This is a genomic window from Roseibium polysiphoniae (assembly GCF_014842925.1).
Taxonomy (GTDB): Bacteria; Pseudomonadota; Alphaproteobacteria; order Rhizobiales; family Stappiaceae; genus Roseibium; species Roseibium polysiphoniae.
Genome location: NZ_JACYXJ010000006.1, coordinates 173,990 through 200,298 on the forward strand (window position 1 = coordinate 173,990; position 26,309 = coordinate 200,298).

General features: G+C 60.2%; 26 protein-coding genes. 16 read left to right on the forward strand and 10 right to left on the reverse strand.

The annotated features are described in order from the left end of the window. Positions 1-29: 29 nt before the first annotated feature. The 4 genes from IG617_RS16560 (at position 30) to IG617_RS16575 (ending at position 2,012) form a co-directional block, all read left to right on the forward strand. On the forward strand, positions 30-542 hold the full coding sequence (locus IG617_RS16560) for a hypothetical protein (RefSeq protein WP_192110365.1): 513 nt from the start codon (positions 30-32) through the stop codon (positions 540-542). Between the two features lie 93 nt (positions 543-635). Further along, positions 636-1,067, forward strand: a complete 432-nt coding sequence (locus tag IG617_RS16565; RefSeq protein WP_192110366.1) for an NUDIX hydrolase — start codon at positions 636-638, stop codon at positions 1,065-1,067. A gap of 69 nt (positions 1,068-1,136) precedes the next feature. Continuing rightward, positions 1,137-1,547 (forward strand): TIGR02301 family protein, encoded by a 411-nt coding sequence (locus tag IG617_RS16570; protein ID WP_192110367.1) that lies wholly within the window; start codon positions 1,137-1,139, stop codon positions 1,545-1,547. A gap of 192 nt (positions 1,548-1,739) precedes the next feature. Further along, positions 1,740-2,012 carry a hypothetical protein gene (locus IG617_RS16575; RefSeq protein WP_153770959.1) on the forward strand — a complete coding sequence of 91 codons (273 nt, stop codon included), beginning with the start codon at positions 1,740-1,742 and terminating at the stop codon, positions 2,010-2,012. A 60-nt stretch (positions 2,013-2,072) separates the two neighbouring features. Here the strand turns inward: IG617_RS16575 and IG617_RS16580 are convergent, their stop codons facing one another. After that, a complete protein-coding gene (locus IG617_RS16580; RefSeq protein WP_192110368.1) occupies positions 2,073-2,711 on the reverse strand; it encodes a LysE family transporter in 639 nt (212 codons plus the stop codon). Between the two features lie 155 nt (positions 2,712-2,866). Here IG617_RS16580 and IG617_RS16585 point away from each other — a divergent pair, with 155 nt between their 5' ends. Beyond that, positions 2,867-3,547 (forward strand): hypothetical protein, encoded by a 681-nt coding sequence (locus IG617_RS16585; RefSeq protein WP_192110369.1) that lies wholly within the window; start codon positions 2,867-2,869, stop codon positions 3,545-3,547. On the opposite strand, the gene IG617_RS16590 is transcribed toward IG617_RS16585, so the two are convergent. The 4 genes from IG617_RS16590 to IG617_RS16605 all read right to left on the reverse strand — a co-directional run bounded on the left by IG617_RS16590 (position 3,526) and on the right by IG617_RS16605 (position 7,918). Then, positions 3,526-4,209 carry a class I SAM-dependent methyltransferase gene (locus IG617_RS16590; RefSeq protein ID WP_192110370.1) on the reverse strand — a complete coding sequence of 228 codons (684 nt, stop codon included), beginning with the start codon at positions 4,207-4,209 and terminating at the stop codon, positions 3,526-3,528. The two genes, IG617_RS16585 and IG617_RS16590, sit on opposite strands and share 22 nt — an antisense overlap. A gap of 5 nt (positions 4,210-4,214) precedes the next feature. Next, positions 4,215-5,477, reverse strand: a complete 1,263-nt coding sequence (locus tag IG617_RS16595; protein WP_192110371.1) for a BtaA family protein — start codon at positions 5,475-5,477, stop codon at positions 4,215-4,217. 158 nt (positions 5,478-5,635) lie between these two features. After that, positions 5,636-6,880, reverse strand: coding sequence for a L,D-transpeptidase (locus IG617_RS16600; RefSeq protein WP_192110372.1), 1,245 nt, complete (start codon positions 6,878-6,880; stop codon positions 5,636-5,638). Positions 6,881-7,072: 192 nt separating this feature from the next. Then, positions 7,073-7,918, reverse strand: a complete 846-nt coding sequence (locus tag IG617_RS16605; protein ID WP_192110373.1) for a helix-turn-helix domain-containing protein — start codon at positions 7,916-7,918, stop codon at positions 7,073-7,075. Between the two features lie 128 nt (positions 7,919-8,046). Here IG617_RS16605 and IG617_RS16610 point away from each other — a divergent pair, with 128 nt between their 5' ends. Next, entirely contained in the window at positions 8,047-8,292 is a 246-nt protein-coding gene (locus tag IG617_RS16610; RefSeq protein ID WP_209008560.1) for a DUF2061 domain-containing protein, read from the forward strand. A 39-nt stretch (positions 8,293-8,331) separates the two neighbouring features. On the opposite strand, the gene IG617_RS16615 is transcribed toward IG617_RS16610, so the two are convergent. Next, a complete protein-coding gene (locus IG617_RS16615) occupies positions 8,332-9,666 on the reverse strand; it encodes a dihydroorotase (RefSeq protein WP_192110374.1) in 1,335 nt (444 codons plus the stop codon). 203 nt (positions 9,667-9,869) lie between these two features. Between IG617_RS16615 and ygfZ the strand changes: the two genes are divergently transcribed. The 7 genes from ygfZ to IG617_RS16650 all read left to right on the forward strand — a co-directional run bounded on the left by ygfZ (position 9,870) and on the right by IG617_RS16650 (position 18,103). Beyond that, the gene (gene ygfZ / locus IG617_RS16620; protein ID WP_192110375.1) at positions 9,870-10,769 is read left to right on the forward strand and encodes a CAF17-like 4Fe-4S cluster assembly/insertion protein YgfZ; all 900 of its coding nucleotides are present in this window, start codon (positions 9,870-9,872) and stop codon (positions 10,767-10,769) included. Positions 10,770-10,814: 45 nt separating this feature from the next. After that, positions 10,815-11,471: a YfbR-like 5'-deoxynucleotidase gene (locus tag IG617_RS16625; protein ID WP_192110376.1), complete on the forward strand. Its 657-nt coding sequence runs from the start codon at positions 10,815-10,817 to the stop codon at positions 11,469-11,471. Positions 11,472-11,531: 60 nt separating this feature from the next. Next, complete coding sequence (locus IG617_RS16630) at positions 11,532-12,038, forward strand: tyrosine phosphatase family protein (RefSeq protein WP_192110377.1); 507 nt, start codon at positions 11,532-11,534, stop codon at positions 12,036-12,038. 26 nt (positions 12,039-12,064) lie between these two features. Next, positions 12,065-13,048: an NUDIX hydrolase gene (locus tag IG617_RS16635; RefSeq protein ID WP_192110378.1), complete on the forward strand. Its 984-nt coding sequence runs from the start codon at positions 12,065-12,067 to the stop codon at positions 13,046-13,048. A 199-nt stretch (positions 13,049-13,247) separates the two neighbouring features. Further along, positions 13,248-14,504 carry a cell wall hydrolase gene (locus IG617_RS16640; RefSeq protein WP_192110379.1) on the forward strand — a complete coding sequence of 419 codons (1,257 nt, stop codon included), beginning with the start codon at positions 13,248-13,250 and terminating at the stop codon, positions 14,502-14,504. A 126-nt stretch (positions 14,505-14,630) separates the two neighbouring features. Next, positions 14,631-17,399, forward strand: a complete 2,769-nt coding sequence (locus IG617_RS16645) for a cation-translocating P-type ATPase (protein WP_192110380.1) — start codon at positions 14,631-14,633, stop codon at positions 17,397-17,399. A 110-nt stretch (positions 17,400-17,509) separates the two neighbouring features. Next, positions 17,510-18,103: a HupE/UreJ family protein gene (locus IG617_RS16650; RefSeq protein WP_192110381.1), complete on the forward strand. Its 594-nt coding sequence runs from the start codon at positions 17,510-17,512 to the stop codon at positions 18,101-18,103. Positions 18,104-18,190: 87 nt separating this feature from the next. Here the strand turns inward: IG617_RS16650 and nadC are convergent, their stop codons facing one another. From nadC to nadA, 3 genes are all read right to left on the reverse strand, one after another. After that, a complete protein-coding gene (nadC, locus tag IG617_RS16655) occupies positions 18,191-19,051 on the reverse strand; it encodes a carboxylating nicotinate-nucleotide diphosphorylase (protein WP_192110382.1) in 861 nt (286 codons plus the stop codon). A gap of 3 nt (positions 19,052-19,054) precedes the next feature. Next, positions 19,055-20,689, reverse strand: coding sequence for an L-aspartate oxidase (locus tag IG617_RS16660; protein ID WP_192110383.1), 1,635 nt, complete (start codon positions 20,687-20,689; stop codon positions 19,055-19,057). Between the two features lie 95 nt (positions 20,690-20,784). After that, a complete protein-coding gene (gene nadA, locus IG617_RS16665; RefSeq protein WP_192110384.1) occupies positions 20,785-21,885 on the reverse strand; it encodes a quinolinate synthase NadA in 1,101 nt (366 codons plus the stop codon). Between the two features lie 383 nt (positions 21,886-22,268). Here nadA and IG617_RS16670 point away from each other — a divergent pair, with 383 nt between their 5' ends. From IG617_RS16670 to chrA, 3 genes are all read left to right on the forward strand, one after another. After that, positions 22,269-23,507: an MFS transporter gene (locus tag IG617_RS16670; protein WP_192110385.1), complete on the forward strand. Its 1,239-nt coding sequence runs from the start codon at positions 22,269-22,271 to the stop codon at positions 23,505-23,507. A gap of 142 nt (positions 23,508-23,649) precedes the next feature. Next, positions 23,650-24,468, forward strand: coding sequence for a chromate resistance protein ChrB domain-containing protein (locus IG617_RS16675; protein ID WP_192110386.1), 819 nt, complete (start codon positions 23,650-23,652; stop codon positions 24,466-24,468). Then, entirely contained in the window at positions 24,465-25,736 is a 1,272-nt protein-coding gene (gene chrA / locus IG617_RS16680) for a chromate efflux transporter (protein WP_192110387.1), read from the forward strand. The genes IG617_RS16675 and chrA overlap by 4 nt, the downstream gene beginning before the upstream one ends. Before the next feature lie 36 nt (positions 25,737-25,772). Here the strand turns inward: chrA and IG617_RS16685 are convergent, their stop codons facing one another. Next, on the reverse strand, positions 25,773-26,300 hold the full coding sequence (locus tag IG617_RS16685) for a GNAT family N-acetyltransferase (protein WP_192110388.1): 528 nt from the start codon (positions 26,298-26,300) through the stop codon (positions 25,773-25,775). Positions 26,301-26,309 lie beyond the last annotated feature (9 nt).

A 26,309-nucleotide genomic window follows, 5' to 3' on the forward strand; every position in this document is an offset into this window, starting at 1 on the left:
CAAAGAATTCAAGAGCGTGGGGGAACGGCATGCAATGCGATGATCCAGTTCTAGGCGTCGGGCCGCTCGCCGCCGATAAGCTGGAACAGGCAAATATCAATCCGAAAACCGGATTGGCGACAGACTATCTCAATCACTTCAACGAGGTGGTCATGCTGCTCGAGATGCTGCCCGCAATGCCGGACTGCGCCGAGGACGTTCTTGATTGGGCGCCGCTCGACTATGAATCCCATTTCGAAAAATCGACCTTCTCCGACAAGCAGCTTGCGATCCTTGCCTTCCACGCAGCCCCGGTGAACCTGCGCACCCACCTGGAACAGCGGGTTGCCCAGATTGATGCGGCCGTGACCGAAGCACAGGACATGCTGCGCAAGACGCCGGATCCGTCGTTGATGGCCGATCAGATCGCATCCCTTGCGACCAACAGCATCAAGCCTCTGATTTCGGTGGCCAGTGGCGTGATCCACGGCCATGTGGAAGGTGAAGCGATCCAGCTCGAAGGCGATGAAGCCCAGGCCGAAATCGACGCTATGTTCGCTTAAGGCGTTTCTCCGGTCTAGCCACCATGCCTGTTGCCGCAGAGCCAATGACCTGCAGCCTCTTGGATCTGCGCTGTCTCTGTGAGACAAAACGGGATGCAGATCCCGCGTCTATATCCTCCGATCCCGCTGCTGGGTGTCAGCGTCCTTTGCTACAGGGGCGATGATGTTCTGCTGATCAAACGCAGCAAACCGCCCTACCCCGAACACTGGAGCCTGCCGGGCGGGTTGGTTGATGTCGGCGAGCCTTTGAAAGAGGCCGCGGAGCGCGAACTTCGCGAGGAAACAGGTGTCCTTGCCGATATTGACGTGCCGCGCGAGACCTTTGACAGCATAGAGCGCGACGAGGACGGCCGGGTGCGCAGCCATTTCGTGCTGGCGGTCTTTTGCGGACCATACCTGTCAGGCGACGTGCTGGCGGGAGACGATGCCATGGACGCAAGGTGGCTCGGCTGCGCGGCTCTCCAAGACCTTTTGACGACCCCAGGCACCCCGGAGCGGGTTCAGCGCCTTCTTGATCGACGCTGACACCGGATTTCCCCCGATTGCCGCTCTCTGGCCCTTGCGAACACCAAGTGGCCTGCGCATGATCCACCGATGAGCTTCCTGTTTGAAAAGCCCTTGGGCAATGTGGTTGCAGCGCCTCTCTTGGCACTGTTGGTGCTTGGCACACCGCCTGGCGCCAAAGCACAGTCAGCAGACAATGCACCGCCCTATGAAGCCGATCTCATGCGCCTTTCGGAAGTCCTCGGCGCGCTTCATTTCCTGCGCCCCTTGTGCGGGCACGACGATCAGCCGAGCTGGCGCCAGCAGATGGAAGCCTTTCTCACTTCGGAGACACAGGACGGCAATCGGCATCGTCGTTTCATCGAGCGCTTCAACCAGGGATACCGTGGTTTTTCATCGGCTTATCGCAATTGCACTGCGTCCGCGCGTATCGCGATGGAACAATATGTTGCCGAGGGACAGACGCTGATCAGCGATGTCACGAGCCGCTACGGCCGCTGACGCTTGAAGCCGCTACGGCACTTATTACCACTTGGTTAACCTTTCCTATCTAATTTGTGGGTGGTTGTTAAGTTTGCGTTCACAGTTGGTTATCGGCCGGGTTTGCCGTGTTAGGATTTTTATCAAGAGATTCGGGGGCCACATCCGACGGGCGGCAAGATCCGCGGCTGTTCAGAACCAGTAAGGGAACGAATGACTAACGACGATTTCACAGATGCGGCAATGGAAGCTGAGTTCGCCGAGGATGAAGACATCCGGCGCGCAGCTCTAGGCTTCATTTCGGACGCTTGGGCCGAAGCAATCGCATGCGGCGTCGACGCCGATGCTGTCGCACACGCGGCCATGTTCACCGCCCTTGCCGACCTTGTCACCACCTATGGTGAAGATGCCGTCGCAAAGCTGGCGGAAGGCCTGCCTGACCGGATCCAGCGCGGCGACTACACGGTCAATCGCATTCTACAGTAGAACGACCAACGCCTCACGGGGCGGCTGCCGAGCCGTTCCGCCTATTCCTGCATTTTCCATTCAGAACAAGATTGTCAGGGCCAGATCTGTAAAGACAGCGAGCCCGAAAAGAACCAGAACGGTTCCGGCAATCCTGTTGGCGCTCTCCAGCCAGCGGTCATTGATCTGGCCGCTGAAGCGATGAACCGCGGCAGACACCAACGTCCACCACAACAAGGCTCCGAGGGCGACGCCGGACACCAGCGCGAGCGCGCCGATGTGATTGCCATGCTCCGGCCGCCAGCTGCCAAGCCCGCCGATGATCGCAATGAACCCCAGAACGGCACCGGGATTTGTCAGCGTCATGAAAAATGCCGCCGTGGCATCGGCCCAAAGACCCGCTGCACCATTTCCAGGCTCGGTTTCAAGATGCGGGTGGGTGCGCAGGATCTTCAACCCGAAAGCGATCAGCAGCGTCCCGCCGACCAGCTTGATCAGATCCACCTGCCCCACGATAAATTGAGTAACGGCTGAAACGCCAAACACGGCAACAGCCGCATAGATGGTATCTGCCAGGACAGCGCCAAGCCCGACGAGAATTCCCTCACGCGCGCCGCGTTGAACCGCATGCCGTATGGTCATGATGTTGACGGGACCGACGGGGGCACTCGTGATCAGGCCGATAGCCACTCCAAGGGCAATAAATCCAAATACGCTCACGCGGCCAGTTTCCTCAACGGTTCTGCTCCCACCTGTGCGATACAGCCGGTCGCCGCCCTGCGCAAGGTCTCCGGCAATTTGCCTTGACGGTGGCCAGATGCCCCCCTTTGCGTGTATGCAAAGCCTGCCGATTCCGGCAGCGAGGGGTATGGCGTATGTCCAAACGATTGTTTCTGCTTTTGGTCGCGGCAAGCCTTGCCGGAACGCCGGCCATAGCCAAGACGGTGCGCACCGACACCATCCGGATCACACCGATGGAGGCACCGGCAAGCGGAACAATTCCGGTCGAAGATTCGCTCACGGCGCAAAAAGACCCAAGCGCCGACGACAATGCGCCGCTCGAAGAACCGGCACCAGCTGAGACATACCCATTGCCGGAGGTTCTCTACGACCCGAGCCTTCTGCCCACACCTGTCGCGCGCATGCGCTCCCAGCTGCTGGACGCCGCAATCTCCGGTGATATCGAACGGCTCCGCATGGTCCTGGAGAGCAATGAGGTTCCACCGACCCTTTCCCTGATCGAGATCGGTGACCCGATCGAATTTCTCAAGGAAAGTTCCGGGGACCCTGACGGTCTCGAGATCCTCGCCATTCTCGCCGACACCCTTGATGCAGGGTTTCTTCATGCTGACGTCGGCACGGCCCAGGAAATGTACATCTGGCCCTATTTCGCGCGATATCCATTTCACGCCCTGACGGCAGACCAGAAGGTCGAGATGTACAGGATCGTGACCGCTGCCGATTTTGCCGAAATGGAAGCTTTCGGCGTCTGGCTGTTTTATCGCGTCGGGATCGGCAAGGACGGTACGCTTCACTATTTTGTCGCGGGCGAGTAGAGGCCTTCCGGCGAAGGACCTATTTCCGCGTAGTGGGCGTACCCCCGGTAGAGCGGCGTGAATGACTGGCTCCGCCCGCTCTTCTCGGCGATTTCCGACAGAACGGTTTCAAGGTCGGCACGCGGCGTAACATGAAACCCGCGAAGCCAGGCAAAGAGCAGCGCTTTGAAGGAGGCCGGCAGTCTCTCCTGTTGGCCAAAATCGACCACGGAAATTCGGCCGTCAGGCGCCAATCGAGCAGCCCCGGCCTGCAGAGCCTCGCGCCAGACCGGAATCATCGACAGCGTGTAGGAGTAGAAAACCCGATCAAAGGACGTGATCCTGAAGGGATCTGCGGCCGCCGGGTCCGAGGCGTCGCCACGAGCAAGTCGAATGCGATTGGACAGGCCTGCCTTGTCGATATTGCGCTGCGCCGTATCCAGCATCTCCTGCGAGATATCGACGCCAAAGAAATGCGCGTTGGGAAAACGGTTCGCCGCTTCTATGAGATTGCGGCCGGTGCCACAGCCAAGCTCCAGGACATTGGCGCCAAAAGGCGGCTCCAGACGATCGATCAGCAGATCCCGGCCCAGGAGGTAATATTTTCGCGTCAAATCGTAGACGTGGCGCTGGTTCCGGTAGACCGCGTCCATAAGCTGTGCGGTTTCCGCAGTCACTGACATCGTTGTTATCCGTTGTAGACGTAAAGATGGAAGCCGCCGTAGATGGACGAACGGTCCTGTTGGCCAAGGCGAAGGCTTTCCTCTTCGCGATAGCTCCAGCGATCGAGGGTCTCATCCTCGACGCGTCCCGGCAACAAGGTCGGTTCAGCAGCGGTGCGGAAAATGACCCTGGCGCCCGGCCGTGCGGTTCGCGTGATCTCGCTCCAAAGGGCATTGAGCTGAGCGTCTGTCATCCAGTCCTGTGCATCCAGCAGAACATAGGCATCAAGACTGTCTTCCGCTTCGCCCTGCAGGTGCTCTGTGAAGTTCCGGTTGAGGACACGGACCCGGTTGGAACGCGTCTTGATCGCCTCGAAATGCTCCCGCTTCAGGTAGGGCGGCAGTGGACCGGCGTCGCCGGTGGATTCGCCTTCCTGAGGCGCATATCCGCGGCTGAAAGCCTGCCAGGCGAAATAGTTGTCATTGATTGAAAAGTCACAGGCGAGCTTTTCCAGGCGCTGACGCAGGACGGAAGACATGTCGCCTTCGGCGCTAGCAGAAACGAGCGCTTCATATTGCGCAGGCGGAATGCCCAGCCCGTAGAGCGACATTTTCTTGGACGTTGCCCAGCGCACAAGGCGCTTGTCGAAAAGCGGTGCCAGCGCGGTATCAAAGAAGCTGCGCTGCTCATCGATCGAGCGCGCACGAACCATATGCCTGGGGTCGATGCCGTAGAGCTTCGCAACGAAATGTCCGACACCGATGCAATAGCCCAGCAGGCCATGATGGTAGAGGTCACGTGAGAACAGGGTGATGCGCTTGCGGCCCCAGCCGGCAATGTCGCGGCCCTCCCAGTAAGAGCGGGACTCTGCGTCCAGCTCTTCGCGCAGGAAGCGCTCGTAGGTGGCAATGTTGGCTTTCTCGTCGGCTTCGCCAAAGAAGCGATAGAACGTATCGTAGTTGGGCAGGCGTTTGGCCGCGAGCAGCTTCAGCCGCCCGAGCGCCACATGGGCGCGGTTGAGATCGACAGCTGTGATCTCGGCCGGGTTTGCCGTGAGATAGGACATGACGTTGCAGCCGCCGGACGCAATTGCGACCATCCGGGACTCGGGCGTCAGCTTCAGCGCCTGCATGTCCACGTCCGGATCTTCCCAGATCTGCGGATAGACGAGACCCTTGAAGGCGAATGTAAAGAGCCGTTCGAGAAAGCCCTCCTTGGATGTCGCGCTGGAGCGATGGACCGCATTCTTCAAACGGGCCTTGGATGCATTCAGCGTACTGGAGGACATGGCCTTCTCCCGGATTTGACCTTGCTATGGAGTTCAGTTCCGATACGGGAGTCTGACGACAGTTTGGTGACGAAAAGTCAGCCGGCTGCATTCTTCGTTGAACAAAAAAGGCCCCCGCCAAGGGCGGAGGCCTTTCAAAAGCTAGTCGATCGAAGATCTTACCTCGTTACAACGACAAAGTCGGTGCCGAGCCCCGTGTTCCGGGCAAAGCTGCGATCGGTGATGATCAGGGAAGTTCCCGGCGTCAGAATCTCGCTGATCTCACGCTGGACTTTTTCCGGCAGTGTCAGACGGTCGAGCGCATCGCGCGGGGTACCATGGCTTTCGCCTTCTGCCGGGACTGCCATCCAGTCGACCGAACCTGCCCCCTGTTCAAACCCAAGCGCAGTGAAGACATGCGTGCCGATCGGTGCATCGATATCCGAGAGCGTCACAGGCGCCTCGTAGATGTCCTTGAACTTGCGACGGATACGAAGGGTCGCGTTCTGCGGCTTTTCATAACCGGCAGCCGCGTGAATGTCGCGGATCAGACTGTCAGTGATCTTGCCGGTCACCGGGCGCTCGGCACCTTCCTGATAGAGGGCAATCGCCGCGCGGGTCTTGCGGCCCATCACGCCGTCAACCGGACCGGCGTTGAAACCCATCTGGTTCAGCAGGCGTTGCAGGGTCCGCGTCTGGTTTTCTGACTTCTTCGGGGTGACGATCATGCGCAGTGGCTGATCAAACTTTGGATTCTTGGCAGCCGCCGCGTTCAGCTCGGGCTGAATGGATGCAGTTACGAGCGATCCACGCAGCGCAGGATCGGCAGCAATCGTCTTCGACGATAGGCTTGCCAGAGTTGTTGCGGCAGGAAGAGGTTGCGGCAAAACATCATGGCGGATGAGTTCAGGGGCAGCCGCGCCGCGAGTGACGACGACATGCATGCCACGCTCTGTCTGGCCGAAGAGATCCTTGGCGAAATCACGCGGCATCCGGATGCAGCCGTGGGAGGCCGGATATCCCGGCAGGCGCCCCTGATGCAGGGCAATGCCCGACCATGTCAGGCGCTGCATGAAAGGCATCGGCGCATTGTTGTAGAGGTTGGAAAAGTGCTTGCGGCGCTTTTCCAGAATGGAGAACACACCCGTTGGTGTGCTGTTGCCGGGTTTTCCGGACGAGATCGGAGCGCTCTGAAGCAGCTCGGTCCCGCGATAGACGTCGATCTTTTGCTCATCGAGCGAAACCAGCATCTGCAAAGGTGCTTCCGCCGCAGCCTTTTCGCCCTCCGATGCCTGGTTGTCACGGGCCGTTGCAGGTCCGGCCACAGCGACAAACACGCCCAGGGCGACAGCAATTCCCTTGATGGGCGCAAATTGGCGAAGACCGAAAATAGCGGTCTCACGAGTCTCTAAACTGACATTCATAGCAGGAGCCCCCTACGCAGCACTCTTCAAAAGCTCAAACAGAAACTTAAAATCTACAGGTGTATTTTACGTTATAGAACAAGGTTACCGAAACGTTCGAGCCGATTTACATCGACAATATGCACAATAGCGCAAGGCCGCTGTGTTCGCGATCACAGTTTGATGAGCAATCCAAGATCCTTAACGGAGCCTCTAAAGCAGGGAAGCCATCGCCTCGATCACTTCGGCAGCGGAGCGGGCGCCGGTGTCGGAATCGCGGATCAGCTGGTCGAAGTGATCCGTCAAGGCGCGGATCTGCCGACTCTCGCGAAACACCATGTAATGACCACCGATGTAAATCACGCCGAGCAGTGGCCCGAAGATCGTGACCGGTGCAGAGAAGACGACCTTGGTGTCATAGAGATAGAGCCGCAGTGAGGGATACAGATCCCTGCAGCACCGGGCCATGTGCTCGATCTGCTCTTCACGGGCCGCCTTGGGCAAGCCGCGCCAATAGCCCTCGCCCCGCGCCAGGGATTCGACCAGTTCCCTGGAACAGCAGATCTCGTAGTCGGACCCAGGCCGCCGCAGCCAGTCGGCACGGCTGCGCATGGCCGAAATGGCCTGATCAGGCGTGCGGTCGCGAAAGGCGGCATATTCGAATTCGAAAACTGCATCGGTCTTGAGGATATCCGGAAGGGTCGCCGGGACGTGGCGGATCTTGTAGCCGGCCGCTTCTCGGTGCCATTCATCTATCTTCGCGTCGGCGAAGGAGCGCTCGGCCTCGGTCACCCGGAAGGAAGCCTCCAGAAGATCTGCAGCGGTCTCACTGCGCTCGGACAAGCCTAGAAGCCAGTCCGCGCTGACAGAAAGCGCCAATGCACACTCGGCAGCCAGATGGGCGTTGGGAAGCCTTGCATCGCCCTCCCCCAGGAGCTGAGCGATGGTCGAGCGGTCCACGGAACAGATCCGCGCCATTTCCGCACGGCTCATACCCTGGCGCGACATGGCGTCGGCCAGGCGCTCGCGAAACAGAGTTGAGCGGTCACGTTTGTCCATTTGCGTTTTTTATCACGCTTTGTGACTAAAATCTACTATTCGGATTTTTTGCTGAAAAGATACAGACTTCCATCAAACGGTGTTCGGGCGCACTCTTTTTGCATTGCGAAGAGCCCCTTCCACCCGGCATGAACACCTCGATAGGCGTGATGGACACGACGAAGCGAACCTTTCTGAAAGCGCTGACATGGCAGCTGCTCGGGCTGGTCACCATGACAGCCCTGAGCTACCCGCACACCGGGTCGCTGTATTCGGCACTTGCCTTGGCCTCAAGCGCTTCCGCGAGCGGTTTTCTTGCTTTCTTTGTTCACGAGAAAGTCTGGAACAAGGTGCCTTGGGGGCGGGCGGTGCAGACAGAAAAGGCGCCCCACTGATTTGCGGGACGCCTTTGACGAATGATCGATACTGCTGTCTCAGGCGCGCGGCAGGCCATCCTGGAAGAGGACCACTTCGCCGCGGGACGGGGTCGTCACTTCAGCTTCCCACATCACCTTTTGACCGCGCACGATGGTGCCGACCGGCCAGCCGGTCACTTCCTTGCCGTCGTAGGGTGTCCAGCCACACTTGGAGGCGATCCATTCGTTCCGGATGGTCTGCTTGCGCTTCATGTCGACAATGGTGAAATCAGCGTCGTAACCGGCCGCGATCCGACCCTTGAGCGCGGTCTGGAACAGACGCGCCGGACCGGCGGAGGTCATATCAACGAAACGGGCCAGCGACAGGCGCCCGGCGTTGACGTGGTCCAACATGATCGGCACCAGCGTCTGCACACCGGTCATGCCGGAAGGTGATGCCGGATAGGGCTTCTGCTTTTCTTCCAGAAGATGCGGCGCATGGTCCGAACCGAAGATATCCAAAATGCCCTGTTCCAGCCCCCACCACAGCCGTTCGCCATGATGCGGCGCACGGACAGGTGGATTCATCTGAACCAGCGTTCCTAGACGTTCATAGGCCTCATCGGTCAAGGTCAGGTGATGCGGCGTCACCTCGATGGAGGCAACATCCTTGTGGTCGAGCAGGTAGTCGACTTCTTTGGCCGTGGACAGATGCAGGATATGGATCTTGGCGCCGACTTCGCGCGCAATGCCGACCAGACGCTGGGTGCATTGCAGGGCAGCGATTTCATCGCGCCAGATCGGATGGGAGCGCGGATCGTTTTCAATCCGCTCGCCCTGACGCTCGCGCAGGCGAAACTCGTCTTCAGAGTGAAAAGCGGCACGGCGGCGAGTGGTCGAAAGAATGTCGCGGACACCCTGATCATCTTCTACCAGAAGGTCCCCGGTCGAGGACCCCATAAACACCTTGATTCCAGCAGCGCCCGGAAGGCGCTCCAGCTCAGGGATATCCTTGACGTTTTCGCGCGTGCCGCCAACCCAGAAGGCAAAGTCACAGTGCATGCGGTGATGACCGCGGCTGACCTTGTCGGCAAGCGCTGCTTCTGATGTGGTCAGCGGATTGGTGTTCGGCATCTCGAAGACAGACGTCACACCGCCCATGACAGCAGCGCGGGAACCCGATTCAAGATCTTCCTTGTGATCGAGGCCAGGCTCGCGGAAATGCACCTGACTGTCGATCACGCCCGGCAGAATGTGAAGACCGGTACAATCAGTGGTCTCGCCAGCCTGCGACGGATCGAAGGATCCCAGTTCGACAATCCGGCCACCTCGAATGGCGACATCGCGGAGGCCCTCGCCATCCTGATTGACCACTGTTCCGCCCTTTAGGATCACGTCATAGGTCTGGGTCAAGGTATGTCTCCTGCTTCGCCACTAGATCATTGCCGGGCTTATACGCGGATGACCGGTCAAGGACCAGTGCTGACCTGGAGCGCTCAGAGCGCACTCCAGTCTTGCCCACACCCTCAAAGCCTCCTATGTCGCATGACAAGGTATCAACCAAGACTTTGACCGCGGGCCCATGCGCCCTGAACACAACAGCAAGGATCCGGACGATGAGCCAACTGCACTTTGCGCCTCTGGAAAGCCGGGGCCTGATCCGCATCGGCGGTGAAGACGCAACGTATTTTCTTCAGAACCTTGTGACCTGCGACATCGAAAAGCTGGATGCGGACCATGCCGGCTTTGGAGCCCTTTTGACGCCCCAGGGCAAGATCCTGTTCGACTTCATTGTTCTGCGAACCGATGACGGCTATCTGCTCGACACACCGCGCGAAACCCTTGCCGACTTCGCAAAGCGCCTGACGTTCTATCGCTTGCGTGCAAAGGTCGAGATCGAAGCACTGGGATCGGACGTCGGCGTTGTCGCCTCCTGGGGCGGCGCTTCGCCCTCACCTTTGCCGGGCCATCACGCGTCTGACCCGCGCCTTGCCGAACTGGGAGAGCGCCATCTGGGCAACCTGGAAGACATTCGCGCAGCATTGCTGGAAGCGGATGGGCAGCAAGAAACACCTGAGGCCTACGCAAGTCATCGGATCGCGCTGAGTGTTCCCGAAAGTCTTTCAGATTATGGCTACTCGGAGCTCTTTCCCCATGACGCCGACATGGATCAGCTCAATGGCGTTTCCTTTTCAAAGGGCTGTTATGTCGGGCAGGAAGTGGTCTCGAGGGTCCAGCACCGCGCGACGGCACGCAAACGCATGATTGCCGTCTCCGCCGACACCATTTTGCCGGAAGTGGGAACTGAGATCCTGGCTGATGGCAAGGCCATCGGGACCCTCGGCTCTTCCGCGCAGGCCAACGGCGCTCATGTGGGCATCGCCCTGGTGCGGCTTGACAAGGTGCAGGCCGCTCGTGACAAAGGCGCTGCGTTTCAGTGCGGCGACGTTGCAGTGGCCCTGGACCTGCCCTCATGGGCCGGTTTTACCTGGCCCGCCGACACCAGCGACGCCTGACGCACCGCTTGATATCGCCCGTTCCGTTTTCGAACTCGAGCCGCCATGCCTGCCGATCATTCCGTACCCTCTCCAAGAGCCTGGCAGCGCATGTTGTCCGGACGCCGGCTTGATCTTCTGGATCCCTCGCCGCTGGACGTCGAGATTTCCGACATTGCCCACGGCCTTGCCCGCGTCGCCCGCTGGAACGGTCAGACCAGTGGCGAACACGCGTTTTCGGTCGCAGAACACAGTCTGGTTGTCGAAGACATTGCCCTGCAGCTGAAGCCCGATCTGCCACCGCATTGGCGTCTGGCGGTTCTCCTTCACGACGCGCCTGAATACGTCATCGGCGACATGATCTCTCCCTTCAAGGCCGTGATGGGCGGCGCCTACAAGGCCGTGGAGGGACGTTTGCAGGCCGCCATTCATCTGCGCTTCGGATTGCCGGCAGAAATTCCGCAAACGGTGAAGAAACTGGCCAAGCGTGCCGACATCATCTGCGCCTACTATGAGGCCATCGAACTGGCCGGTTTTGATGAGAGCGAGGCGTCCAAGATCTTTGGCAAACCGCGCGGTTTTTCGCGCAACGGCGCATCCGTTGCCCGGCTTGATCTCAGACCTCTTCCGGCCCTTGAAGCACAGGAAAAATTCCTCGAACGCTTCGAGTTGATCGAAAGCCTCGTCGAAGCTGGGAAAAACAGCAAAAAGGCTGCGCGCTGACTGGTGACGTTGACGCGCCGGACAGGTACGATTCGCAGATAAACAAATCAACGGATCGCCATGCTCTACGTGTGTTCCCTGTCGCGCCTGACCGAAACCGTCAGCAAGGTTGGTGCTGGCCATCTCGTCACATTGATCAATTCCGAGATGGATGTGCCAACGCCACCGCAAATCTCGCCCGACCAGCATCTTTTTCTGGGCTTCAACGACATTCTTGCGCCGATTAACGGCCTGACGCCGCCGGCAGAGGCCCATGTTGATCGCCTGCTCGCCTTTGTCGGCAACTGGGACCGGACCGCACCGCTGGTGATCCATTGCTGGGCCGGGATCAGCCGGTCGACCGCGGGGGCCTATATCACCGCCTGCGCCCTGAATCCGGAGTTCAACGAACGTGATCTTGCCCAGGAGTTGCGAAAGCGGGCGCCGTCGGCCACTCCGAACGGTCGCCTGGTATCGATGGCCGACAAGCTCCTCGGGCGCGAAGGGCGCATGATCGACGCCATTCGGGAGATCGGCCGGGGCGCGACGGCGTTTGAAGGCACACCGTTCGAGATGCCGCTGAACTAGCAGCAGATTGCAGAGGCAAGGCCATCATGACTGCGGCGAATGCGACCATCGAAATCGGCCTGAATGCGGTGATTGTCGCCGTGGCCGACGGCTTACCCCAGATCGTTCAGGTTGGCGACGGGGGCACTGGAGAACCCGAAAGCCTGCCCTTCGGAGCCTTCGATCCGCTGCATCACCGGACCTTCGAGATCGGCCTGAGGTCCTGGGTGGAGGAACAAACCGCCCTGCAGCTCGGTTACGTCGAACAGCTCTATACATTCGGCGATCGTGGACGCCACAGGTCACGCGGCGATTCCGACCCCCATGTGGTGTCAGTCGGGTATCTCGCCCTGACCCGCCAGACCGAGGGATCCCGGGACGTGCTCACCAGACATCATTCGGGTTGGCGATCCTGGTATGACTATTTTCCCTGGGAGGACTGGCGCGACGGACGACCGGCCATGCTCGACAGCGATATTCTGCCGGCCCTCATGGCCTGGGCAGAAATCCCGCCGCCGGCTGATGTACCGCCACGGGCCCTGAACCGCATGGAACGTCTGACGCTGGCATTCGGGCTCCACGCCGACAAATGGGACGAAGAACGCGCGCTCGAACGGTACGAACTGCTCTACGAAGCAAGTCTGGTCGAGGAAGCGCTTCGCGATGGCCGGCCCGCCGCGCTCAAGCGACCGCATTTGCCCAAGTTCGGACGGCCCATGCGCTTCGATCACCGCCGCGTGCTGGCGACCGCCATGTCCCGGCTGCGCGCCAAGCTGAAGTACCGCCCGGTTGTCTTCGAGCTGATGCCCGGCACTTTCACACTCACAGAGCTGCAGACAACGGTGGAGGCGATCTTTGGCCGCCACCTGCACAAGCAGAATTTCCGACGGCTTGTCGAAAACGCCGATCTTGTTGAGCCGACCGGAGCGACGTCAACGGCGACCGGCGGACGGCCCGCAGCACTCTTCCGCTTCCGCCATGAACTGCTCAAGGAGCGCCCCGCACCCGGTTTGCGCGTCGGCGGCCGCTGAACGAATTTCCACTTGCGCCTTAACCATGAAATCTGCATTTGGCGACTTCTGACGCTGGGGAAAATGGCAATTTCTTCTTGTTAACTCTCTTTCAAGGTTAAAGCCTCACCTTCAATTCGATCGCTTCGGAAAAGGTTCAAGTGACGATTGTCGTCAAAAGACTTTCCGGGCACGCGTATTGAGTTGGAGTTGGCTGCGTATGTCTGGCCCGCGTAATCGTTCGTCCTCCGGGCGCCGTTCGTCTCGTGTTTCCCCGCGCCGGGCAAAGCCCTCGGCCGCACGGCACAAGCTGAAGCGCCTCGTCCTGACATCGCCCCTCGCCTTCATGTTCCTGACCGGTTCCATCGGCCAGCAGGACATCCTGTCTCTCCTTGCCGAAAAACAGACCGATGCACCGCGCTGGATGATGGCGCTGGAACCGGCCAGTTTCGCCACCGAGATCAAGCCGACACTCGCGCTGGCGGCAAGCCGGAACGTGCCGATCAACCCGCTCAAGGAACGGCATCTGACGCTGACCTCGGCGGCCAAAGGCGTTCGCGACACGAATGTCTCGGGTCTTTCCGCTCTGGCGGCAGAAGTTGCGCCGAAAGAAATTCCTGACGAAATCGCGGTCAACCGATCCGCGAAGGGCGACCGCCATATCTCGCTTGCGCCGGACAGGCATATGGTCGACATGGCCGCAGGTGCTGTCTATGCGCTGCCCAGCATGATCGGCGGCGACCACAAACGAGCTTCCCTGCCGCGCGTCTCCTTCGTCAAGCCGGAACCGCTCAGCGAGCAACAGTCGACACTCCTGGCAGGCATTCCCGCGCGTACGCCGGGAAAAGACGGGCCGCTTGATCTGCAACAGGTCATGATGGCACGCAACGCCGCAGCCGCCAGCTTCTCGCTTGTCTCCGCCTATGCTCCTGAAACGGCCCAAGACACGAAAGAGCCCTTCAACGCGCTCTTCGGTGCGGCAAAATACGAGCAGGAGCTGCCGCCGCCGGAAGATCCGGAAAATCCGCATTGGTGGGCGCAAAAGCCATTGCCTCTCTCCGTGATGGAGAAGAAGGAACAGCGTTGTCTTGCAGAGGGCATTTATTTTGAGGCCCGCGGCGAAAGCGAAGAGGGCCAGATCGCCGTTGCACAGGTCGTTCTCAACCGGGTGAAGAACCCCGCTTACCCGAACTCGATCTGCGGCGTGGTCTATCAGAACAAGCACAAGCGCAACCGCTGCCAGTTCTCCTTTGCCTGCGATGGCATCAAGGACCGGATCACGCAGCCAAAGAGCTGGAAACTCGCGCAGCGCCTTGCCAAGGAGGTCATCGGCGGCAAGCAGTATTCCAAGATGGTCGATGCCTCGACGCATTACCACGCGAACTATGTGGCTCCGCGCTGGCGCAAATCCATGGTCAAGCGCGGCCAGGTCGGCCTGCATATTTTCTACAAGACCCGTGCCGGCGGCTGGAACTGACCAAGCGCGCGTCGGACACCCGGCATAATTGAACTCGTTCACATTTGCTGTACAACTCGAATGGCCACCTTGCGGACGCTCGCAAGGTTGCCATTGAGTTTCAGTTGATTACGCGGGAACGTTTCGATGCAGACGCAACAGCAGCCCCGGTCCGACGTACGAAACCCGCCTTCCGGGGTGGAAGCCTCCCTGTTCGAAGATGCACCGCCCCATACGCTGTCATCCGACGAGACGGCCCAAACGCTGGGTGTCGCCGTCGAACGGGGACTGTCGCAGCAAGATGCCGTCAGCCGTTTGGGCAGGTACGGCCCCAACAAGCTGGCCGAAGCAGCCAAGCTGTCGCCGCTGATCCTGCTGCTGCAACAGTTTGCCAATCCCCTCTTGATCATCTTGATGGTTGGCGCCGCGATTTCCGCTTACACCGGGCACACGGTTGATGCGGTTGCCATTCTGGTCATCGTCGTGATCAACGCCCTCATCAGCTTCTGGCAAGAGTACAAAGCCGAGCAGTCGCTTGCAGCGCTTGGCGAAATGGCCGCTCCCCAGGCGCATGTCATGCGCGATGGACAGTGGAGAGACGCTCCCGCTGCCGATCTGGTTCCCGGTGATATCGTCAAGCTCAAGGCCGGAGACATCATTCCGGCTGACATGAGGTTTGTCTCCGCGCACCGTCTTCAAATCGATGAGGCTGCTCTGACCGGCGAATCAGAACCCGTCGACAAGAACGACCAGATCTTCGCGGACGTTCAGACTGTCCTCGCCGAGCGTTTCAACATGGGCCACATGAGCACGCAGGTGACCGGCGGCACTGCATTGGGCATCGTCACCTCCACCGGGATGGCGACGGAAGTCGGTCACATTGCCGGGTTGATGGCAGCGGCCAAAGAACCCAAGACGCCCCTTCAGGAGCGCATCGAAGGCCTGTCGCGCGTGCTGATCGGCGCAGCCCTTTGCGTCGTGGCGATCATTATCGGCATTGGCATTCTCAACGGCATGGACGCCATTGAAATGCTCAACACGGCGATCTCTCTTTCGGTCGCGGCCATTCCCGAAGGCCTTCCGACCGTCGTGACCATCGTGCTGACCCTCGGGTCACAGAACATGGCCTCCAAAAACGCCCTGGCCCGCCGCCTGTCCTCGGTGGAAACGCTGGGAACCACGTCGGTCATTTGCTCCGACAAGACGGGAACCCTGACCCAGAACCAGATGCAGGTGATGCGTCTTTGGGCAGGCGGAAAAACGTGGCAGGTCACAGGAGAGGGCTTCGACCCAAAAGGAACGTTTCTGGGCGCGGATGACACCGAAGCAAATCCGGAGGTCGAGGACGATCTGCGCGAGATGTTGATGATCTCCGCCTTCTGCAATGAAGCGCGCATGATCGAGCTTGACGGGCGTCCGGCGATCCAGGGCAATCCGACTGAGGGCGCGCTGGTCGTGGCCGCTGCCAAGGTCGGTGTTTCGAGAAGTGATCTGAAGGCCCGGAACTACGTCCCGCTGTCGCATTTCCCGTTTGATTCCACGCGCAAGATGATGAGCGTGCACACCCGACTGCCGGAAGGCGAGGAATACCTCGTCGCAAAGGGCGCACCGGACATGATCCTGGCGCGGGCAACGCACGTTCGTCTACATGGCGAGGAAGTGCCGATCAATGATGGCAACCGCGCCGAGATCGAGGCGGTGATCAGCTCTTTTGGCAATGATGCCCTGCGTACACTTGCCGTAGCCTATCGGAAGATTTCTGCGGGTGATCTCAATCATGAAGATCCCGAGCGTGACATCGTGCTCATCGGCATCCACGGCATCATGGATCCGCCACGGCCGGAAGTGCCTGATGCGGTTGCCCAAGCCACCAGCGCCGGTGTCCGCACGGTGATGATCACCGGAGATCATGCCGTCACAGCACAGGCCATTGCGGAACAGATCGGCATCAAGACATCGGATGAGCAAACCGTTCACGTCGGCGCCGAGCTGGACGGGCTTTCGGATGAAGAACTTGGAGAAACCGTCAAACGCGCCGCCGTCTTTGCCCGGGTGACGCCTGAACACAAACTGCGGATTGTAGCGGCCCTTCAAGCCAACGGCGAAGTGGCGGCAATGACCGGAGACGGCGTGAATGACGCGCCCGCCTTGCGCAAGGCGGACATCGGCATCGCCATGGGCATATCGGGAACCTCAGTCGCCAAGGACAGCTCTTCGCTGGTTCTTCTGGACGACAATTTCTCGACCATCGTCACCGCTGTTCGCGAAGGACGTCGGATCTACGACAACCTGCGCAAATTCATTCGTCAGGCCCTCACGGCCAATGTCGCCGAGGTGTCTACTATCCTCTTCGCATTCCTGCTGATGGGAGCGGACCCGCTCCTTCCCCTGACACCGTTGATGATCTTGTGGGTGAACCTCGTCTCGGATGGCATCCCTGCCCTTTCCCTCGGTTTTGAACCGGCGGAGCCGGACCTGATGAAACACAAACCACGCGGACGGGACGAGAACATCTTTTCCGGCGGCCTCAAAGAGATGATCATCATCCGCGGCCTCGCCGTCGGCGGCCTCACCTTCTACGTTTTCAACACGGCGCTGGAGCGCGGTCAGCCACTCGCCTATGCGCAGACTTTGGCTTTTGCGACGCTGATCTGCGCCCAGCTCTGGCATATTTTTGATGCGCGCTCGAGCCGGACGCTTTTCACCAAGAACCCTTTCGACAATCGGTATCTGCTTGGCGCGGTTGCCCTGTCAGCTGCCCTGTCGTTGCTCGCGATCTACACGCCAGTGGGGAACTACATTCTCAACACCGAGCCACTGAGTGCCCGCCATCTGCTAGAAGCGATCTTCATCGCCGCCTTGCCCACGCTTCTGCTGTCGGGGATCAAGGAGCTCTTCGGCTTCAAGTTTCTCTAGATCGAACAACTTTCATTCCGGATGCGAATCCGCGACCATCGACGTCGCCATTCGGCAACGGTGCGACCCACTCCGGGGCACCGGATCAACTTGCATCCAAGGATCTACTCATGACGTTTCAACGTTTTGCCGCCGCAGCGGCCTTCCTGCTGCTGTCCTCGCCGGCCCATGCCCATCTCGACCCAGCCTCCCACGGTTCCTTTGCGGCCGGCTTTACCCACCCGGTCTTCGGCCTGGATCATGTGCTCGCGATGATCGCCGTCGGCCTATGGGCAGCTCTCATCGGTGGCAAGGCCATCTGGGCGCTGCCAAGCGCATTCGTCGGGCTGATGATTGCCGGCTTCGGCCTGTCCCTTTTGGGCATTCATGTGCCGCTGGTGGAGCCGGTGATCCTGGCATCTGTGGTCGCCCTTGGCGCGCTCGTCGCACTCGCCGCACGCTTTGCGCTTCTGCCAAGCGCCCTTCTTGTCGGTGTCTTCGGATTTTTCCACGGTCACGCCCATGGCGGCGAGATCGGTGGGGCCGGTGAACTTGGCTATGCAGCAGGCTTCGTCGCCGCGACGGCATTGCTGCACGCAGCCGGCGTCCTTATCGGGTATGGCGCCAAGGTTGGCCTCGGCCCTGAAACCCGCCGCGGCGAACTCGCAACCCGGTTCCTGGGCGGCGTCACCGCCCTGTGCGGTCTTGCTCTGATGGCCGCTTAGCTCTTGATAGCTGTCATCCTCGGCCTCACGCCGAGGGTGCAGTGCTCGAAACTTTTGACGCTCGGGACAAGGCCTAGTAGAATGACCTCACCCGATCTCGATATCCAGACCCAGGTCCAGAACAGGTGCGGAGTGGGTGATCCAGCCGGAGGAGATGAGGTCGACACCGGCTTCGGCAATCGCCTTGATGGTGTCGGCTTCGATGCCGCCTGAAGCTTCGAGAAGCACCTGACCGTCGGCGATCTGGACTGCCTGCTTCAAGAGATCCGGCCCCATGTTGTCTAGCATCACCACATCCGGTTTCAGGGGAAGCGCCTCGCGCAACTGGTCGAGCGTATCGACTTCCACCTCGATCTTGACCAGATGCCCGGCAAAGGCCTTGGCCGCCTCGATGGCCTGACGCACGCCGCCGGCGACGGCTATGTGGTTGTCCTTGATCAGGATGGCATCGTCCAGGCCGAAGCGATGGTTTGAGCCACCACCGCAACGCACGGCATATTTTTCAAAGGCACGCAGGCCCGGTGTGGTCTTGCGGGTGCAGACGATGTCCGCGCTGGTGTGGGAGATCAAGTCCGCGAAATGCGCCGTGGCGCTGGCAATTCCAGACAGATGGCCCAGGTAGTTGAGGGCAACACGCTCTGCCGAAAGGATGGCCCGCGCGGGTCCGGAAATTCGGGCGACGATCGTGCCTTTTTCCAACCGCCCGCCGTCAGACGCCAGTCCTTCAAACCGCAACGCATCGTCGGTTTGGCGGAATGCGCTCTCGGCCAAACCAAGGCCGGAGAGCACCCCGGGTTTGCGCGCTGCAATCACCGCCGTTGCGGCCTTGTCCGCCGGGATCGTCGCCTGACTGGTTATGTCCCCTGCCCGGCCCCAATCCTCCAACAGCGCGGCCTTGACGGTCTCGTCGATCATCAGTTTCGGCAGCACGGGCAATTGGGCGGACATTGATCAGCTTCCCATCGCGTTCGAGACGGAATTGCCGGCAGCCTGATCAGCCGCTGCCTCGGCGATGGCGTTCACCTCATCAAGCGTTATGTAGGAGCGCCGCGCCTGCGCTGGGTCGGCATCGGGATAGTCGGCCCGGAAGTGACCGCCCCTGCTTTCCGCGCGCTTGAGGGCCGCGGCTGCAATGATCCTTCCGGATGTCATCATGTTGCGGATCGAGACCCGCTGACATCTGGCTTCTGCCTGACCGATGTCGACAAGCGCCTGACGCAGGCTGTCGGCGCTGCGCTCCACACCAACGTTCCGGCTCAAGGTTTCGCGCAGCACGGTGATCGCCTCACGTTCGTCAGTGTTGCGCTGGCTCGGCAGTCCCGGTTCGCTGTCCATCTCGTTCCAATAGGCGCTGCGCGGCGTCGGCATCAGGCCTTGAATGTCTTCGGCGATGCGTGCGGCGAAGACGACAGCCTCCAGAAGTGAGTTCGACGCCAGGCGGTTCGCGCCATGAGCTCCGGTGGCCGCCACTTCGCCAGCCGCCCAAAGACCGTCGAGCGAAGTTCTGCCGTTGGCGTCGGTCAGAACGCCGCCCATGTGATAGTGCTCGGCTGGGGCAACCGGGATCGGCTGGGTCGCCGGATCGATGCCCGCCTCCTGACAGGCCGCAAAGACGGTCGGGTAGCGTTCGGCAAAACTCTTGCCGACGGCGTCCCGGCAATCGAGGAGGGCACCGCGCCCCGCTTCGACTTCGCGGTGGATTGCACGCGCAACGATGTCTCTGGGGGCCATCTCGGCAAGATCGTGAACGCCCTCCATGAACCGTTCACCTGCGGCGTTGATCAAAAGGGCGCCATCACCGCGCAGGGCCTCTGTCGCCAGAGGCGCGGGATCCTTGCCGACGTTGAGCGCGGTCGGGTGAAACTGGACGAACTCCGCATCAGCGATCACAGCGCCTGCACGCGCGGCCATCGCCAGACCATGGCCGTTTGCTTCGCCTGGATTGGTCGTCACGCCAAAAAGGTGCCCAATGCCGCCAGACGCCAGCACCACCGCATGGGCGGGAAAGGCCATACGCTCAAGGCCGCCGCGCTTGCGGGCCAGAACACCGGTGACATAACGGCCTTCGCCCATCAGGCTCTCGCCCATAAAACCTTCCAGCAGTCGGATTGACGGCGTCTTGCGAACCGCTGCGATCAACGCAGCCATGATCGCCTGGCCGGCCATGTCGCCACGCACGCGCACGACCCGGTTTTCGGAGTGGGCCGCCTCGCGGGAAAGCTCCAGCCGCCCTTCCAGATCCTGGTCGAAAGGCACCCCGTAAGACAGAAGATCGCGGACACGCTCCCCTGCTTCCCGGGTCATCATCTCGACGATCTTGTCTTCGCAGATGCCTGCGCCAGCGGCCAGCGTGTCGTCGCAATGCTTCTTGTGCGTATCCTGCTCCGAGACAGCTGCCGCGATGCCGCCCTGGGCCCAGGCGGAGGATGCGCCCTGCCCGATCGGTGCATTGGAGATCACGGTGACTGGACGCGGCGCCAGTTTGAGCGCGCAGAACAGACCGGCCAGGCCACCGCCCAGAATGACGACGTCGTCAACGTCCTTACCCGCCAGCGCGGGGACAAAATCCTCAGAGGAAACGCCCATGGAAAACTTCCCAAGATGAACGGCAGCACGCTGACTGCCAAGATATGCGCCCGGCCAATCGGGCCGGGGCAGATTTGATTTCAAGCGGACAAGGATCAGCTCTTCAGGTTAATCATCCGTTCGACCGCGATGCGCGCCTTTTCAGCGATGCTCGGATCAACGACCACCTCTTCCCGCATTTCGACAAGGCTGTCGAGAATTTTGCCAAGGGTGATGCGTTTCATGTGCGGGCACAAGTTGCAGGGTCGGATAAAGTCGACACCGGGCGTCTCACTGGCCACATTGTCGGCCATGGAGCACTCGGTGATCATCATCACCTTTTCCGGCTGCTTCGTCTTGACCCAGTCGATCATATGCGCGGTGGACCCCGCAAAATCGGCTTCGGCCACGACTTCTGGCGGACACTCGGGGTGAGCGATGATCTTCACTTCCGGGTCGATCTTGCGGTAGTCGCGCAGCTCCTGAGCGGTGAACCGCTCATGAACCTCACACGCGCCATCCGACACAAGCACCTCCACATCGGTCTTGTTGCCTACATTGGCCGCCAGATATTTGTCCGGGATCAGGAACACCTTGTCAGTGCCGAAGCTCTCCACGACCTGCAGGGCGTTGGAGGACGTGCAGCAGATATCGCATTCGGCCTTCACGTCGGCCGAGGTGTTCACATAGGTGATGATCGGCACACCGGGATTGCGTTCGCGCAGCGCACGAACGTCTGCTCCCGTGATCGATTCAGCCAGCGAGCAGCCTGCCTTCATGTCAGGGATCAATACGGTCTTGTCCGGGCTGAGGATATTGGAGGTCTCGGCCATGAAATGCACACCGCACTGGACAATGACGTCCGCATCCGTGTGCGTGGCTTCGATCGCAAGCTGCAGGCTATCGCCAACGATATCGGCAACGCCGTGGAAGATGTCCGGGGTCATGTAGTTGTGCGCCAGGATGACCGCGTTGCGTTCTTTCTTGAGCCTATTGATCGCATGGATCGTCGGAGCGAGCGCCGGCCACTCAATGGCCGGGATGATATGCTTGACCTTCTCATAGATCGGAGCCGTCGCCTCGGCGACCTCGGGCGTGTAGTCGAGGGATGGGCGCTCGATCAGTCCGAACCGTTGCAAGGCTGACGGCGGGCTGGTGGAAAAGGCGGTTGTCTGCTCGACGCTTTCACAGGTGACACCAAAGTTCGTCGTGGTCATGGCGGCCTCCCTCATATATTATACTCATATTGAGCATATTAGATGCAAAAGAAAACAGGGCGATGTGCCCCACCAACTCTTTTGCTCATAATGAGTTATATATCCCCGCCGATCTGAAAAATCCATAAAATTCCTCACACATGACCCTTTCGTTCTAATTTCACTATTATTTTCATATACTTGAATACTTTTGATCGAGACATATCACCGAAGCCGACTTAGCAAGACCGGTCGCGCATCTTGCCATATCAGCCCACTGACCTGCGATCGCGGCACCACCACTCATTCAGAATTTTGATCGTTTCTTCAAAAGAAATCACTTTTTCCAATGTCCTCCGGACCGTATCGTACCGGTTCTTTGAAACGCGGATCGGGACAAGATCATGCCTAATAGCCAGACTGCTACCGCTCGTTCCGGTCCGAATATTCCACTGGTCATCGTGTGTGGTTGCGTGATCGCCCTCCTGTCTTTCGGCCCGCGTTCGGCCATGGGACTGTTGTTCCAGCCGATGACGGACGCACGTGACTGGAGCCGCGAGATCTTCGCGCTCGCCATCGCGATCCAGAACCTGATGTGGGGCATCGGCCAGCCGATTGCCGGCATGTCGGCAGACCGCTTCGGCACCTGGAAGACCATGACGGTCGGCGCCCTGCTCTATGCGGCCGGTCTGTTGATGATGGCAGATGCTGAAAGCGTCGTCGCGCTCCAACTCTCCGCCGGCGTTCTCATCGGCCTTGGCATCGCCTTCTCGTCTTTCTCGCTTGTGCTTGCGGCCTTCGGCCGGATCGTCACCCCCGCGCAGCGCTCCCTTGCCTTCGGCATCGGCACAGCATCCGGATCGCTCGGCCAATTCATCTTCGCACCGCTCGGAAACGGCCTGATCGCAACCGTCGGCTGGCAACAAACGCTGATCCTCTTCGCCGGTATCATCATGATGATACCGCTGATGGCCGTGGCCCTGAAAGGCAAGGCGTCCAATCAGTCGACATCTCCTGAAGTATCCAACCAGACGCTCAAGTCTGCCATTTCAGAGGCCTTCGGAACCCGTGGCTTCATCCTTCTGACCTTCGGCTTTTTCGTCTGCGGCTTCCATGTGGCCTTCATCACGGTCCACCTGCCGCCCTATATCGCAGACCTTGGCCTGGACCCGTCCTGGGGAGCCATCGCTCTTGCGCTCATCGGGCTCTGCAACATCGTCGGCTCACTCGCTTCGGGCTACATTGGCGGGCGCTGGTCCAAGCCGATTTTCCTGTCGTGCATTTATCTCGCCCGTTCGGTCGTGATCGCCCTGTTCCTGATCTTCCCGGCCTCACCGCTGACCGTCCTGCTGTTCTCGGGCGCCATGGGGCTGCTGTGGCTCTCCACCGTGCCGCCGACCTCGGGGCTGGTGGCAGTCATGTTCGGACCGCGTTACATGGCGACCCTGTTCGGCTTCGTCTTCCTGGCCCATCAGGTCGGCTCGTTCCTGGGTGTCTGGCTCGGCGGCAAGCTCTACGACGAGACGGGCTCCTACGATATGATCTGGTACGTCAGTATTGCTCTGGGGATCTTTGCAGCTGCCGTTCACTGGCCGATTGAGGAAAAGCCTGTGCCGCGTCTGGCCAATGTCCCCGCCGAGTAGCTTTGACATGAAAGCTTCAAGAGAAGCTGATTGACATCTTCTTCTCTTGAGGACATTTTTCGCGCAAGGGGTTCCCGCGACGTCCCCGTGAAGCGCAAGCTCAAAGATCGCGTCCTGAGATCCATACGCTATGGAGGACGCTATGCCTGCGCCTAATCAAATCACCGTTTCCCAACTCAACCGCCTGATCGGAACGCCGGATTGCCCGATTCTTGTCGACGTCCGTATCGATGAGGATTTCGAGGTCGATCGCTTCCTTGTTCCAGGGTCCTTCCGTCATCCCCATGACCAGATCGATGCCCTCGTAGAGAGGCTTCGCGGCCGACGGGCCATCATCATTTGCCACAAGGGCAAGAAGCTGAGCGAAGGGGTTGCGGCCTGGCTCCGCCACGAGGGAGTTGAGACCGAAAGCCTTGAAGGCGGAATGGTTGCCTGGAACGAAGCCGGCCTGCTGCGCGTCAACTGCCAGAACCTGCCGGAGCGTGATGCAAAAGGCCGCACAGTCTGGGTCACCCGGCTGCGTCCGAAGGTCGACCGGATTGCCTGCCCCTGGCTGATCCGCCGGTTCGTTGACCCATCGGCCGTCTTTCTGTTCGTCGCCAAGCAGGAGGTGACCGCGGTGGCCGAGCGCTTTGACGCGACGCCTTTTGACATCGAGGGTGTCACCTGGTCCCACCGCGGCGAAAATTGCACCTTCGACACGATGATCGAGGAGTTCGGGCTCTCAAGTGATCCCCTGCTTCATCTGGCCCGGGTCGTGCGCGGAGCGGACACGGAACGGCTGGACCTTGAGCCCCAATGCGCGGGTCTTCTGGCAGCTTCTCTCGGGCTGTCGCGGATGTATCGGGACGACGTGGCCCAGCTGGAAGCAGGCCTTGCGCTCTATGACGCGTTCTACAGGTGGTGCCGAGACGCCACGAGCGAAACCCACGACTGGCCAGAGATGCACAGCGGAAAATGACCTCCTCACATCCCAACCTGAAGGAAGCCGCAGCGACATGGCTGAAAATCGGCTTCCTGTCATTCGGCGGTCCCGCCGCGCAGATCGCCCTCATGCACAAGGTGCTTGTCGATGAGAAGAAGTGGCTCAGCGAGAAGACCTATCTCAACGCGCTCAGCTTCTGCATGCTGCTGCCCGGCCCAGAAGCGATGCAGCTTGCCGCCTGGTCCGGATGGCGTCTCCACGGCACCCTTGGCGGACTGATCGCCGGGCTCAGTTTCATCATGCCCGGCGCATTGGTGATGCTGGTCCTCGCCAGCCTCTATGCCGCTTTCGGCACCGCGCCGCTCGTGGCCGCCTTGTTCCTCGGCATCAAGGCGGCTGTGATCATCATCGTCATTGAAGCCCTGCTCAGGATTTCGAAGCGCGCGCTCAAACGCCGGGACTATTGGGTTCTGGCGGGACTGGCCTTCGTCGCGATCTTCTTCTTCAGCGTTCCCTTTCCGGTGATCATTCTGGTCGCTGCGCTTTATGGCTATTTCACCAGCCACGGCAGCGAGGAGGTAGACGACGCTTCACCTCAGCCAGCCGTCCTGAAGCGGACCATCCTGACGGCAGGTTTCTGGCTGGCGCTTTGGGTCGTCCCGCTCGGAGCGCTCTGGCTGGCCCTCGGGGCGGATGATCTTCTGGTTCAGGTCGGGATCCTGTTTTCCAAGCTGGCGGTCGTGACCTTCGGCGGTGCCTATGCGGTGCTGACCTATCTTGGACAGGAAGTGGCGATCAACCGTTCCTGGCTTACAGCCAAAGAAATGATCGATGCGCTCGGACTGGCGGAGACAACACCAGGTCCGCTCATTCTGGTGACCGAATTCGTTGCCTATCTTGCAGGCGAAAAGGCGGGCGGTGCGGTGATGGGGCTGGCGGCCGCGGTCGTCGGCCTTTGGGCCACCTTCGTGCCCTGTTTCCTGTGGGTGTTCACGGGAGCCCCGTTCATTGACCGGCTCGACCGCGCGCCCAAGCTCAGCGGCGCACTTGCCGCCATCACGGCCTCTGTGGTCGGCGTGATCCTCAATCTGGGCATCTGGTTCGCACTCCACACCCTGTTTGGATCGGTGAGACAGGAGCAACACGGGCCCTTGACCCTATGGCTGCCGGACCTGGCAAGCTTCGACTGGCGGGCAGCGGCGCTGACCTGTCTTGCCGGGGTCCTGCTGCTGCGCCTTCACATGGGTCTGGGCAAGGTGCTGGTTCTGATGGCGGCCAGCGGCTGGCTGGTCAGCCAAGTCTGATCGCTCGATGTTCCCAGACTGAAAGACGGCCGGGCTTTATTCGGGCGGTGCCCAAAGATCGCGCTTGTTCCACGGCTCCGGTACGACCAGCGTGCCCGACACGTCGCTCGCGCCGTCGGACAAGGTTCTCGATTGCCAGCCCTCGCGCCATTCCACCGGAATCTCGAAGGGCGTTACGACCTTGCTTTCGGGGCCAAATCCGAACCTGCCGTAATAGGCGGGATCTCCCAGAACGAAAATGCGGGACACGTTCTCATCAGCCAGCAAGCTGAAGCCCCTTTCGATAAGGGCAGATCCAATGCCCTGCTTCTGCCGGTCCGGGCCGACGGCGACCGGCCCTAGCAGGGCGGCTTTCACGTCTGTTCTGCCGACTTGCACCATCGTGAAGACAACATGCCCCACCACGGCTCCGTCAGCTTCTGCAACGAGCGACAGAAGATCGCAACCGGATGCAAACAAGTCCCGCAGCAAAGGCAGGAGATCCTCGTCCGGGAACGCCAGGGGATAGAGGCCCTCAAGAACCGGAAAGTCGGAGGCGACGCTTTCGCGGATCAGTTCGGGCATTGCATTCAC